Genomic DNA, 12962 nt, shown 5'->3' on the forward strand with positions numbered 1-12962 from the left:
CTGATGTCGCCTGTGTACTCATATTAACTAAACTTTCCCCCTTATGATTTTTTCAACGGGCACGCCTGAGTCCGTCCATAACTCCAAGACCACATCAGTAGAAGCGTTCATGACCCAAGACATCAGCCTGCTAAATACTGTCATCGGCCCCGTGATGCGTGGCCCTTCCAGTTCTCACTCCGCTGCGCCCTACATGATCGGCCGGACCGTGCGGGAACTGGCGCTCGCCCCAGGAGAGCAGTTGAGGTCGGTGGTCGTCCATTTCGACCCATCGGGCTCATTTGCCGAGGTTTACAGCAATCAGGGCAGCGATGAAGGGTTTGCCGCCGGGCTGGCGGGTGTGACCATAACCTCCGAGGCTTACAAGCAGGCCTTGCAGCGCGTTCGCCGAGGGCAGGATTTCGAATTCGCGATCCGCATCGTGCCGCTGGAGCGCAACGACCATCCGAACCGGGTCGATCTGCACGTCTGCGTCACCGGCATCCAAGCCCATGAGCGCACCGATGTGTTCGAGGGCGTGTCACTCGGTGGTGGTACCTTTCTGGTCACCCACCTCAATGGCCAGCACATCAATGTGGACGGCGCCGCGTACACCCTGATCGTCGAACACGAAGGAGCGGTAACGAGCGACCTGATGTTCTGCCTTGAAGGCTCGCAGGTAGCGCAGCGCCGAAGGCTCCACGACATGACGATCTGCGCCCTGACAGCCGCGCCGTCGGCCCGGATGCTCGCCGACCTGCGCGGGCAGGCTGGCCTGCGTCGGGTGCGTCTGGCCAGCCCCACCCAGGAAGTAGTGTGCAACCGCGAACGCACCTTGCTGGGCGCAAGCCATCTGCTGCAATGTGTAGCAGCGGACGCCGACCTGGCCGACTATGCGACGGCCTACGAATGCGACCGGCTCGGGCTGGACGTGGCCACTGTCCAGCAGCGGTTCGATGAACGCGTGCAACTGATGGCCGCCTCGGTGGAAGCTGGCTTGGCCAAAGAAGACAGCGCCGGCATGAAATACCTGCGCCCGACGGCCCGCCGATTTTCCCGCACCCCGTTGCCGGAGCCGCTGGAAAGCAGCTTCCTCAAGATCGCGATCGCCGGCGCGCTGGCTGCCATGGAAGAAACCACCAGCCGCGGCGTTGTCTGCGCCGCGCCCACGGCAGGCAGCGCCGGTATCGTACCCGGTTGTCTGCACGCACTGCGCGCATTCGGCGCCAGCTACCACGCCCTGAGCGACAGCCTGAAAGTGATGGCGCTGATTGGCGCGCTGTTCGCGGTGCGCGGCTCCTACGCCGCAGAAATGGGCGGCTGCTCCGTGGAAACCGGCACCTCGGCGGCCATGGCGGCGGCTGGCATCACCCACTACTTCGGCGGTACACCGGCGCAGATCCTTACCGCTGCATCGATCTGCCTGATGAACACCCTGGGGCTGATCTGTGACCCTGTGGGCGGCGAAGTGGAGATCCCCTGCCACGCCCGCAATATCGCCGGTGTGGGCCACGCGTGGAGCGCCAGCACAGCAGCCTTGGGCGGCTTCGATGCGGTTATTCCCTTCGATGAACTGGTCGAGCAGACCGTCAAGGTCGGCGACATGATGCATCCCGACCTGCGCTGCACAGCACGCGGCGGTTGCGCCACCACGCCCTCGGCGCTGCGCTTGGTCGCTGTCAAGAACCTGGAGGCCTGAACTATGCAGATCATCGAATTGGCTGGTGTGCACGCCGAAGGCGAAATCGGCCGGGTGCTGCTCAAGGGCGCACCGGCCATTCCCGGGCACACGCTGCGCGAGAAGATGGACTATCTCAACCTCGTGGATGACAGCCTGATCCGGCGCTGTCTGTTCGAACCGCGCGGCTCGGCCAACATGACCGTGAACCTGTTGCTTGAGCCGGTGGATACCTCGGCGGACATCGCCTTCATCCCGCTTCAGCCCGACGGCGCCCACGCGCTGTCTGGGTCCAACTGCATCTGCGTGACTACCGCCGCCCTGGAGATAGGCACGGTCGCCATGCGCGAGCCGCTGACCACCGTGGCGATCGAGACACCGGCCGGGCGCGTAGAAGCCCGCGCCAAGTGTCGCGATGGCAAGTGTGAACGGGTAACGGTGAAGATGGCGCCCAGCTTCGTCGAGCACCTGGACCACGCTCTGGAGGTGCCCGGCCTTGGGCAGCTGAAGGTGGATGTGGCATACGGCGGTTGCTTCTTTGTGCTGGTCGAGGCCGAGCAACTGGGTGTGCGTCTGGTGAAGCAGGCGGCGCGGCGGCTGGTTGAACTGGCCGCGGTCATCAAGCAGGCCGCCCAGGAGCAGATTCACCTCGCGCAGCGCCCGGGACTGGGTTCCTGCAAGATCGAATACGTGATGTTTACCGACACCGAGGACGGCAAACGGCTGAACTGCAACATCATCCACCCCGGTCGCGTCGACCGCTCACCATGCGGCACCGGCTGCGGTGCAAGGCTGGCGATCCTGCATCGACGGGGGCAGGTAGCAGTGAACCAGCCCGTGACTTTCCACAGCCTGATCGGCAGCACGTTCGAGTGCCGGATCGTCGAGCAGGCCGAACCTCGTAGCGGCAACATCACCCATGAAATTAGCGGCAGGGCCTGGATCTACTCCCGCGAAAAGTACTGGGCAGATGCCACAGACCCCTACGCCAACGGCTACGTGCTCTCAGACACCTGGGGCCCGAATGCTGAATAGATAACCGCCGCTTACAAGCACCACGCCCACTTGCCAGGTCGGCCTTCTGACCGTGCGACGGATTCGCTCAGCCCCAATAAAAACGATCCACATCCTTTGACCAAGCCAACTATAAAAACAGCGAGGCACACCATGAGTACAGTCGTTACTGGATACTCGGATTCCGTTTCACCCGGCTCGATCTCCTTTGATGATGCGCCGCTGCGGCGCGTACACGTCAAGGCTATTGCCGGCGGCATGGGCGGCCAGTTCACCGATGGTTTCATTATCGGCATGATCGGCATCGCCCTGAGCATGGCCGCTGGTGACCTGCACCTGAACAATTTCTGGACCGGCCTGATCGCCGCCGGCTCTTTGCTCGGTATTCTGTTCGGCAGCTTGCTTGCCGGCTCGGTGGTCGACCGTATCGGTCGCAAGGGCATCTACAACCAGACGATCTGGGTGTTCGCCGTTGCCGCGGTGCTGCAATACTTCGTCACTTCCCCTGAGCAGTTGCTTGTCTTGCGTTTGGTGCTAGGGCTGGCGATTGGCGCCGATTACGCGGTCAGCCTTTCGCTGGTCAGCGAACTAGCGCCCAAGCGCCATCGCGGTCGGATCATGAGCGCCGTGATGATCGCCTGGGTGGCTGGCTTTGTGTTCGCCTACTTTGCGGGTGTGCTGATCGAGAATATGGGTGAAGGCGCATGGCGCTGGGCCTTGGCCAGCAGCTTGATTCCGGCGCTGATGACTTTGTTGATCCGGATGGGTACGCCTGAATCGCCGCTGTGGCTGATCTCGAAGGGGCGTCGGCAGGAAGCGCAGGCAATCGTCAAACAGCATATGGGCGCCGACATTGCTCTGCCAGAGCAAGGCGCTGTGCAGAAGAATGCCGGCTGGGCGCAGTTGTTCAGCCGAGCCTGGCGTAAGAATGCATTTGTTGGCGCGGCGTTCTACTTCTGTCAGGTGATACCGTTCTTTGCACTGGGCACGTTCATTCCGCGGGTGCTGGAAGCCATAAAGGTGGAGAACACCGAGGCAGGCTCGATCATCTACAACATCTTCCTGTTCGTCGGCATCCTGGCTGGGTTCTGGATCGTGGACAAGATCAGCCGCCGTGTCTTCCTGATCGGCAGTTTCTACTTCTGCGCCGCCGTGCTACTGGTGCTCACCCTGTGGGCGGGCATGCCGCCAATGTTGGCTGTGGTGCTGTTCTCGGCGTTCGCTGTAGTGATGTCAGGGTGCACTGTGCTCGAATATGCTTATCTGCCGGAGCTGTTCCCGACTGAATTGCGGGCTTCTGGAATCGGATTTTCGGTGGCCATAAGCCGGCTAGGAGCAGCGGGCGGGACATTCCTGTTGCCGATCGTGATGGAGACCCATGGCGTGCAGGCAACACTGGGCATCTGTATTGTTGCGTTGGTGCTCGGCGGAGTAATCTGCCAAGCGTTTGCGCCGGAGCCTGCGCGAGCTTAATACACCGTGGGTATGCCCCTGGTCCGGGGAAACGCCAAATCTCGCTCCGGCAGAGCCATCATCTGGCTTGCTGGAAACAAGTAGTGGCGAATGCCAAGTGCCCGCTTGGGTCGATAGCTGTGAGCCGTGTACGGTTCGATCGCACTGCTTAGAAGTGCCCGGCGTATCATGCCGGGCATTATGGGATGATCATTTGGCCTCGGCGCCTGGCAAACTAGTCGCCAGGTCAAGCATCTCTGATCAGACGCTTTGGTTCAGCTTTTCCTGGTGAGTTGCGTTGCGATTCGCTGGGGTGGCCAGGCCAAAGTGGTCTCTCAAAGTCGTGCCGCTGTAATCAGTGCGGAAGAAGCCACGGGCCTGCAGTACCGGTACTAAAAGCTCCGTGAAGTGCTGCAGCCCATCTGGGAGCAACGGCATCAAGTTGGCGCTGACGCTAGCAAATACGCTGTGTTGAGCCCGCCTATTGGTAACGAGTTCTGGAGTATCGGTGTGAAGAAGGGCGAGCCAGCCTTGCTTGAATCGGTCAACAAAGCGCTTCGAGATATGGAGAACTCTGGTGAAATGCAGACAATTTTTGATAAGTGGCTGGGCGAGGGTACGCTCTACAAGATGAAGCGCTCCTTCACTGTGCAGCCGGTCAACTCTAAAAACAGCTAAATGACGGCCTTCAGCGTCCGATTGGGCGCCGAAGGTAAAGTTGAGTGCCGAGGTTACTGATGACGAACGAGGATAAAATTCTCCCAGGCCGCAGCTTGGTTGGCGGCTCTGCACAGGGCGAACTGCTTTTCGCGGACGTAGGACTCAGCTTCTGGGGAGGAGTGAATTCACTCACAGGTGACGTAATCGACCAGCATCATCCGCTAGCCGGGAAGAACTTAGCAGGTCGTGTCTTGGCGATTCCTTCTGGCAGGGGCTCTTGCACTGGAAGCAGTGTGATGATGGAGCTCATCAGTTCTGGCCATGCGCCTGCAGCGCTTATCCTAGCGGAAGTGGATGAGATCCTTACACTCGGAGTGTTGCTGGCGGAGATGATCTACGAGCGCTCAATACCTGTTATCAGCATCGGTAAGGAGGCGTTTGAATCCCTTCGTGGTAGCTCCTATGCACGTGTCAGCGACGAGTCCGTAAGGACACTGAGTAGCCTTCCCCAAGATGATTTTGCACCGAGCAAGCCCAACGGCACGCTCGACTTTTCAGCGTACCCAATCGTTCTTTCGGATGAAGATCGAAAAATGCTAGCAGGCGATCAAGGCAAAGCTGCCCAGGTTGCTATGCAAGTCGTTTTGAAGATGGCCGATTTACAAGGTGCCAGTGAGCTTATCAACGTCACCCAAGCACATATTGATGGATGCATTTACACCGGGCCAGCGAGCCTTAAATTCGCTGAGCAGTTTGTCGAGTGGGGTGCCAAGGTTGTTGTTCCTACGACGCTCAACTCAATTTCCGTTGATCAGCGCCGGTGGAAGACTCTCGGTGTAGATCCAGCATTCGGCGAGCCTGCCAGCGCTGTGGGAAGTGCCTATATGGCAATGGGAGCACGGATGAGTTACACGTGCGCGCCCTACCTGCTGGAGTCGGCGCCTAAGGCAGGTGAGCAAATCGTCTGGGCAGAGTCTAACGCGGTCGTGTATGCGAACAGTGTTCTTGCGGCCCGAACATTGAAGTACCCCGATTACCTAGATATCTGCATCGCCATCACTGGGCGAGCGCCCCTTTCCGGATGCCACCTAAACGAACACCGGAAGCCTCAGTTGAAAATCCACGTGGCATTGCCTAATGAGCTAGACGATGCGTTTTATCCTCTGCTCGGGTATCACGTCGGATTGTTGGCCGGGAAGCGTATTCCGCTTGTGTTTGGGCTAGAGAGCGCTGCTCCAACCCTAGACAACCTGAAGGCTTTCTCGGCAGCATTCGGAACCACATCAGGGGCCCCGCTATTTCACATCGCGGGTGTTACGCCAGAAGCACTGGATGTCGATAAATCCGAGTTTTTGGACTCCGGCTTAGAAGAGATAACCATTGCCCCAGTCGACTTGCTTCAAAATTGGAACAGTCTGAACAGTGCCAGTGAATCGCGCGTCGATATCGTAACGCTGGGTAATCCACATTTTTCGCTGACGGAATTCAAGACTCTGGCGGAGCTCTGCAAGGGTTTAGTCAAAGCTCCTGATACAGCAATGGTCATCACATGTGGACGTGCTATTTACGAGCAGGCGATACAAAACGGCTATATCGCGGAGATCGAGCGGTTCGGCGGCCAAATCGTGAATGACACTTGCTGGTGCATGCTAGGCGAGCCAGTGATCCCGCTGGCTGCCAAAAACGTCATGACCAACTCGGCGAAATTTGCGCATTACGCTCCAGGTCTCGTCGGTCGCCCCGTCCACTTCGCGAGCCTAGCTGGTTGTGTTGAGGCTGCTTCCAAAGGACATACTCAAGGAGCTTATCCTGCTTGGCGAAAATCTCTAGCTACATAATCGACTAGAGCATCAGGTGTGGGCCGGGACATCGCACGCCAAATGCTCTAGCTTAAGTTATAGATGGCCTTGGGCGATCCCCAGAGATCTAAGCGTCGAGTGACCGTCACAGAAGGCTGATTGGCGCTAGCTAATAAGGTAGCGCCACGCCACTGGAGCATCTCGTGCAATGGGAGATACACGGATGAGTGCCATTCAGACCGCAATATCTCCGGCCTAGTGAATTATGCATATCACTCCCATGCCACCATTGCAAAACCTCGTCGCGGTTGAGGCAAGCGCGCGCCACAGTAGTTTCACTCGGGGCGGCAACGAAATTATGTACGCATGTGCCAACGAGAGAGGAACGGTGTGATGGCAACCATCAGTAAATCGCCACAGACAGGCGCGGTAATAGCCCCATGCCAACCTTGAAGATCGCGCAAAGCCTAGGTCACAAAGCTTGTCTGGCGCCCCTTAATCTACCTTGGGAGTGAATCCTCATCTTCGGTAGTGTTAAGAATGAATGCGCCATTAGGGCGGGACATAGTGCGAAACCATACCGTCCATCCGTTGATGGAACCGTACGACCTGTTCCCGCTGCTGCCTTGGTCGGTAGCCTAACCGTAGGTCAAGCGGCGCCATTTGCTTAACGCCGCCCGGTCAGCGTAACCAAACTCATATGGCTGGTGACGTTCGTATTTTTGAGTGAAGAAGGATATTAAAATGGATAATAAATCCCTCAAATTGCCACACTCAAAAACTTTCTATCGCCCAATCGAAGTTGCCATCCGCTGGTGCGATTTATTACATCTAGAGGCGCAGATAGTCAGTGAAGCCGATCACTTACTACTGCAGCGAGGATATACTCATTCTTATCCCTGCATTCAACAAAAACTCGAAATTTTATGGGATGCCATCCGTCATCAGGAACTGCCTTACGGTTGTCTGGGAGTCACTGTGTCATCTAGCGAACACGTCGAACCTGCCTTACTGACTATCCGACATACTGACCTAAAAAACTGGTTCACTCAATTTCTTTCGGGTGAAAAACCAGCCTTTTTATTTAATGACTTGGAAAGAAAATCTGTACTACCTGAAACTTCTGACACGTACAATCTTTTATTGACAGAGATCGAAATATACAAGATCAAGCAAGCTCGCACTCAGTCCTTACTTCTTGAACTTCAGGAAGAACGAGACTCCCTTCGCGAAAAGAATATTGCTCTTACTTCAGAACTTTGCGTGCGAGGCAAGCCCTCCGAACGAAGCCAAAAAAACTATCTGCGTCTGATCGGAGCGCTTTTGAAGCTTATGCTTGGGAAATCCCCAGGAGGCAGATCTTATTCCACATTGACAAGTCAAGCTTCGATCATCAGCGCGCTGATTGCACACAATCGTAATAAGCCAGGTTTCAGCCAGCGTACTCTTGAGGAAAAATTTGCAGCGGCCAAGCGATGCATCGATGATTTTGAATAGATACCGAAATCCGCGAGAGCCACTATCGCATTTTTCGGTGCTCAGTTACTCATCTTGTTCTTGAATGGCAACTCCCCAGCAAGTGCTATGGAGTGCTCCACATGACTGATCAATTGGCCCACTACCTGCCCACGCGCGCAGACAACATTGAACGCCACATCATGCGACGTGACGAGGTGGAACGAAAAACCGGCTTCAAACGCGCGCACATCTACAACCTGATGAAGGAAGGTAAATTCCCTCAGGCTAAACGCATTGGATTGCGGGCAGTCGGCTGGGACTCGCTGGAAATCGAGCAGTGGGTCGTTGAACGCTTAGGCCAACAGGCCTGATGCCATGCGTGTGGTATCGGTGGTTTCCACCAAAGGCGGGGTGGGCAAAACCACAGTAGCCGCCAATCTCGGCGGCCTACTGGCTGACGCAGGCCTACGCGTCCTGCTACTGGATCTGGATAGCCAACCCACCCTCTCCAGCTATTACGCCTTGAGCCAGAAGGCTGATGCCGGTGCGTACGAGTTCATCGCACTCAACCTAGCTATGCCTGCCCAGATTATTTCCAGGACAGTGATTGCAGGGCTCGATCTGATCGTCTCCAACGACGATCAAGGTCGACTGAGTACCTTGCTGCTGCACGCCCCTGACGGGCGATTTCGCCTACGCAATCTGCTCGACAACTTCCGCGCCCGTTACGACCTGCTTTTGATCGACACCCAAGGTGCGCGTAGCGTGCTGCTGGAGATGGCCATCCTGGCCTCCGACCTTGCCCTCTCTCCCATCACCCCGGAAATGCTCGCCGCCCGCGAACTGCAGCGTGGCACCTTGAAGCTACTCAGCGAACTCGAACCTTTCCGCCACATGGGCATTCCACCGCCCCCTTTGCGATTGCTACTGAACCAGGTGAATAGCATTCGAGTGGACACACGGATGATCATCCGAGGCCTGCGCGAAACCTTTGCTGGGACTACCAATATCTCAGTTCTAGACACCGTAGTTCCAGACCGAGTGGCGTATCTCAATGCCGCCTCCCTTGGCCTACCGGTCCACCGAATCGAGACGCGCCAGTCACGCGAACGACGCTCGCCATCCGCGATGGAAACCATGCAAGCGCTGGCCATTGAGCTATTCCCGGACTGGCACAAAGCGATCTCTTCGGTAAGCCGATGCGCGGAGGTTCAATGAGACAAGTCACCCAACTGGCACTTCTCACCCCGTCATTGTGTTTGATCGATCTTGAGGCCACCCGTTTGGCTAGGAGTTCTCTGATGTTGGATCAACTTCCCATCATCGTTCCACCGTCCACTCAACCACACCACCCGCCTTGTGAGGAGTACTGCACCGTGGTCTTTCGCCTGCAGGGTGGGCGCTCGGCTATGGGCTGGTTCCTCGCAGAACTCTCTCGGCATTTCGAAGGTTCGGGTACTGCCGAGATCGTCAAGTTCGAGGTCGGTGACCATTTGCGCAACCGGCGTTAACTGAGGTTGTTCAGATGAAGAAGCTCAGTCAGGAGCAGATCACCGGCAAGCTGCACCAGGACCACTTCCCTCGGGGCCCGGAGCTGGAGCGGCTGTCCGATCCACTCATCGACACGCCCATGCTGGTCACGCTGGAGCAGTTGCGGCCCTACGAACACAACCCGCGCTTCATCCGTAATCCGCTGTACGACGACATCAAGGCGTCGATCCGTGAGCGCGGACTGGATCAACCCCCACCGATTACCCGCCGCCCGGGCGAATCCTATTTCATCATCCGCAACGGCGGTAATACACGCTTGGCAATTCTCGGCGAGCTGTGGCAGGAAACCCGCGACGAGCGTTTCTTTCGCATTCATTGCCTGTTCCGACCTTGGAGCAATGAAATCACCGCCCTACTCGGCCATCTGGCCGAAAGCGATCTGCACGGCCAACTCACCTTCATCGAACGGGCTCTGGCGGTAGCCAAGCTCAAAACCATGCTCGAAGCAGAGGGAGCGCTGCTCTCGCAACGTGAGTTGGCAGGACATCTTGCCGCTGGAGGCTATCCGATTTCGCAGTCGCACATCAGCCGAATGCTGGACACCCTCGAACACTTATTGCCCGCCATTCCACAAACCCTGTATGCCGGTTTGGGCAAACCTCAAATAGAGCGCCTGATCGGTCTACGTAGCCAGGCTGAACGAACCTGGAACCGCTATCCAACTGCCCCCATTGCGTTCACCGATTTTTGGTTCGATACACTGGGTTACTTTGATGCCGAACCCGAGTCATTCGATCTTGAGCAACTCCAGGATGAACTGCTCGAACGCATGAGCCGCTTGCTCGGACAGTCCTACCGTATGTTGGCCCTGGAGCTGAGCGATACCCAGCGAGTCATCTCAACGCCGGGCATCGTCGTGACTACACCCTCAGAGAATAGCCATCTGCCGAGCGTTGATGTCGCCGCGGCAGGACCTCCCTCCTCCGAGCTCCATCCCAAATCAACTGAGACTGGGCCCCATACCGAACCCACGCTAGAAGAGCCGCTCACACCGCCAGAAACGAAGGTCGTATCAGCGGTCAGTCTTCCATCACGCGTTCAACAGATCCGTGAACAGATCGATCGCGAGACCGCCACCGACGCGGCATCTTCGGTCGACACCTATGCGATCGACGACATCTGGACTATCGCACCAGCACTGGATAGCCCCGAACAACTGCGATCCGCCATTGCCAAACTGGCGCGGGAAATGGCGGCCTATGCTGGACATCCCGAGAGCATCATCGATCAGAAGCTTGGCTTGGGCTTCGCCCTGAACATCGAGCGAGTTGATCTTGCAGCGCCGCGCACGGCCGGCGTTCACTTATTGCTCCTGGCCCTGCTGCGTGCTCAAGACGAAGTGAACTGGGAGGATCGCAAGCAACTGCCTTCAGCCCTGTTCGGGCAGCTGCTGTTGGGGATCTATCAACTGCCGCTGACAGATCGTCCCGCCATGGATGTGGGACTGGAGCGATTGCCCGACAGTCTGCTCATCAAACTGTATCGCCTGATCCGCCTGGCCCGCCGCCTGATCGACTTAACGCTTAACCAGGAAGGCAACTCACCGAAGGAGCTGCTATGAATCTGTCTTTCAATGTGCTCAACCAAGCCATGCTTACCCAGGTGCTACACGAGTTGCGCCAGGGCAACCTGCAGCGCTGCAAAGCACTTGGACTGGGTGAGGACGACATCTACCTGTTGCAATCTTTACCGCCCACCACCCTGTCACGCCTGGCCCATGCCGCCGTACCATGGGTAGAGGTCAAGATCGACTCGCCGGTGCTGCACCGGTTGATCGAACAAGCCGAACGCGACGAACAGAACGAGCGCTTGATCAACCGCGCGCTCAAGTTAGGCGCCAGCAGCACAATCATGTATCACTACTTCGGCTTGGCGCATTCGGAAACCGCCCTGCGTCGACGTCTGCTCAAGATAGAAACCCGTAAGGGCCGCCCTCAGCATTTGAGCGAAGCCCAGGAACATGCGCTCTGGCAGCGATGGTGCCAGCTACGCACTCAAGACGGTACCGAGGATCAGCTCGACGCCATGATGCTGCTGGCCCAAGAACAGCAGATCAGCTTGACCATCGTCTGGCAGCAGATCAACCAGTACAGCAACGGAACATGAACCCTGCACCTTCCAGTCGCTGGCAGCGTGTTCTGCAGCAATGCACCCAGCAGCTTAGTGAACGCTGGCCCGCACGCCCCACCACTGAACAACCCTCCAACCAGGCCCTGCAGGCGGGCTTTTTGTTCAGTGGCCAATCTCACGAAGTCGTGCTACGTCGGCTGATGTTGGATAATCGGCTGACGCCATTGGAACGGAATGCCTGGCAGGTGTTTCGGCTCATGCTGCACGGTCAGGGCGTGGTCACACCGCGCTATGAGGATTTGCAGCCTTACCTATCAAGCGTGCCCTACGGAGCGTCAGCGTCCCGTGAAACCATTTCTCGGGTGTTGACGATGCTCAGGTTAACGCGCTGGCTCAGTTTGGTGAGTCGCGGACGCGATCAGCTCAGCGGACGTCTTCAAGGTTCGCTGTACGTTCTGCACGATGAGCCGTTAACCCCCGCCGAAGCCATGGAACTGGATCAGGATTACCTGGCGCTGGTCGGACATGCCCTCGGTCATGCCACCAAGGCGGTACGTATTGTCGCCCAGCACGTTGTGGAGGAAGTCCACCAAGACACGAATATTGATCGGGATCGATTACCGACGCGGCTCGACAGTTGGGGCGGACTTTGGGCGCAGCAAGGATTGGATCCGGAAACCGATGCCGCTCTGCACGATTCCGAACCGGGAGAAAATTCCCTCGTTCGGAATCGTGCAGACCCTTGTTCGGAATCCAAACCAGGCGTGAACGCCAGTGTTTCCGGCAGCGTTCGGAATCCGAACGGCGCCTGTACTGTATTAAAAGAAAGAATAAGTACTGTAACGCGCGCGACTCCACCAGTGGATAACCTTCACTGGCCCGAGCCGCTGCATCTAAGTCCAAGTGAGCGTAAAGCCGTCGCCGTGGCGCTGAACAAGCTCAGCCCAGCGGATCGGCAGGCAGTCCTTAACGAAGCGGGGGCACGCTGTGCGGCTGGTGGTATACGCAAGCCAGCGGCCTATCTGATGGGCTTGGCCCAGCGTGCGCTGAAGGGTGACTTTCGGCCTTGGGCAAGTCAGGCCGAACCATCACCCATCGCAGAGCCGTCCCCACCAGCCCCTTCGCGGACGTCTCGAAAAAAGGGCGAACCTGCATCAGCCGTCGCTCAAGCGTGCCTGAATGAGCTGCGCCAACTGCGTGGAGGGAGTGGACGTTAGTAGATTTGATGCCAGTGGCATCAAATCCATGGAGTTCCACTCTACGAACACATCGGAGCAAACGATGAAATTTTTAGGGAAAAG

12 protein-coding genes and 2 pseudogenes are annotated in these 12962 nt (G+C 57.4%); 13 read left to right on the forward strand and 1 reads right to left on the reverse strand.

What is annotated here, in order from left to right; genetic code table 11:
- Positions 1 to 193: 193 nt before the first annotated feature.
- From ACW9IB_RS01730 to ACW9IB_RS01740, 3 genes are all read left to right on the forward strand, one after another.
- Positions 194 to 1678 carry an L-serine ammonia-lyase, iron-sulfur-dependent, subunit alpha gene (locus tag ACW9IB_RS01730; protein WP_457412013.1) on the forward strand — a complete coding sequence of 495 codons (1485 nt, stop codon included), beginning with the start codon at positions 194 to 196 and terminating at the stop codon, positions 1676 to 1678.
- Positions 1679 to 1681: 3 nt separating this feature from the next.
- Positions 1682 to 2692, forward strand: coding sequence for a proline racemase family protein (locus ACW9IB_RS01735; protein ID WP_016973516.1), 1011 nt, complete (start codon positions 1682 to 1684; stop codon positions 2690 to 2692).
- A 132-nt stretch (positions 2693 to 2824) separates the two neighbouring features.
- A complete protein-coding gene (locus ACW9IB_RS01740) occupies positions 2825 to 4144 on the forward strand; it encodes an MFS transporter (RefSeq protein ID WP_457412015.1) in 1320 nt (439 codons plus the stop codon).
- A gap of 240 nt (positions 4145 to 4384) precedes the next feature.
- Here ACW9IB_RS01740 and ACW9IB_RS01745 read toward each other — a convergent pair.
- Positions 4385 to 4555, reverse strand: a pseudogene (locus ACW9IB_RS01745) (LLM class flavin-dependent oxidoreductase); the annotation flags it as partial.
- Between the two features lie 36 nt (positions 4556 to 4591).
- Here ACW9IB_RS01745 and ACW9IB_RS01750 point away from each other — a divergent pair.
- The 10 genes and pseudogenes from ACW9IB_RS01750 (at position 4592) to ACW9IB_RS01795 (ending at position 12878) form a co-directional block, all read left to right on the forward strand.
- On the forward strand, positions 4592 to 4801 hold the full coding sequence (locus ACW9IB_RS01750) for a transporter substrate-binding domain-containing protein (RefSeq protein WP_423812591.1): 210 nt from the start codon (positions 4592 to 4594) through the stop codon (positions 4799 to 4801).
- A 59-nt stretch (positions 4802 to 4860) separates the two neighbouring features.
- Positions 4861 to 6621, forward strand: coding sequence for a cis-3-hydroxy-L-proline dehydratase (gene lhpI, locus ACW9IB_RS01755; RefSeq protein WP_457412017.1), 1761 nt, complete (start codon positions 4861 to 4863; stop codon positions 6619 to 6621).
- A gap of 226 nt (positions 6622 to 6847) precedes the next feature.
- Positions 6848 to 6940: pseudogene (locus tag ACW9IB_RS01760) on the forward strand (LysR substrate-binding domain-containing protein); the annotation flags it as partial.
- Between the two features lie 386 nt (positions 6941 to 7326).
- Positions 7327 to 8079 (forward strand): hypothetical protein, encoded by a 753-nt coding sequence (locus tag ACW9IB_RS01765; RefSeq protein ID WP_457412018.1) that lies wholly within the window; start codon positions 7327 to 7329, stop codon positions 8077 to 8079.
- Between the two features lie 101 nt (positions 8080 to 8180).
- Positions 8181 to 8411, forward strand: coding sequence for an AlpA family transcriptional regulator (locus ACW9IB_RS01770; protein ID WP_457412020.1), 231 nt, complete (start codon positions 8181 to 8183; stop codon positions 8409 to 8411).
- A gap of 4 nt (positions 8412 to 8415) precedes the next feature.
- Positions 8416 to 9258, forward strand: coding sequence for a ParA family protein (locus ACW9IB_RS01775; RefSeq protein WP_457412021.1), 843 nt, complete (start codon positions 8416 to 8418; stop codon positions 9256 to 9258).
- Between the two features lie 83 nt (positions 9259 to 9341).
- Positions 9342 to 9551, forward strand: a complete 210-nt coding sequence (locus ACW9IB_RS01780; protein ID WP_031320302.1) for a hypothetical protein — start codon at positions 9342 to 9344, stop codon at positions 9549 to 9551.
- Positions 9552 to 9565: 14 nt separating this feature from the next.
- Positions 9566 to 11152, forward strand: coding sequence for a ParB family protein (locus ACW9IB_RS01785; protein ID WP_457412023.1), 1587 nt, complete (start codon positions 9566 to 9568; stop codon positions 11150 to 11152).
- Positions 11149 to 11697: a DUF2857 domain-containing protein gene (locus tag ACW9IB_RS01790; protein WP_457412024.1), complete on the forward strand. Its 549-nt coding sequence runs from the start codon at positions 11149 to 11151 to the stop codon at positions 11695 to 11697. Before ACW9IB_RS01785 ends, ACW9IB_RS01790 begins: the two co-directional genes overlap by 4 nt.
- Positions 11694 to 12878, forward strand: coding sequence for an STY4528 family pathogenicity island replication protein (locus ACW9IB_RS01795; RefSeq protein ID WP_457412025.1), 1185 nt, complete (start codon positions 11694 to 11696; stop codon positions 12876 to 12878). The genes ACW9IB_RS01790 and ACW9IB_RS01795 overlap by 4 nt, the downstream gene beginning before the upstream one ends.
- The last annotated feature ends 84 nt before the right edge of the window (positions 12879 to 12962 follow it).

Source organism: Pseudomonas sp. SDO524_S393 (genome assembly GCF_054071875.1).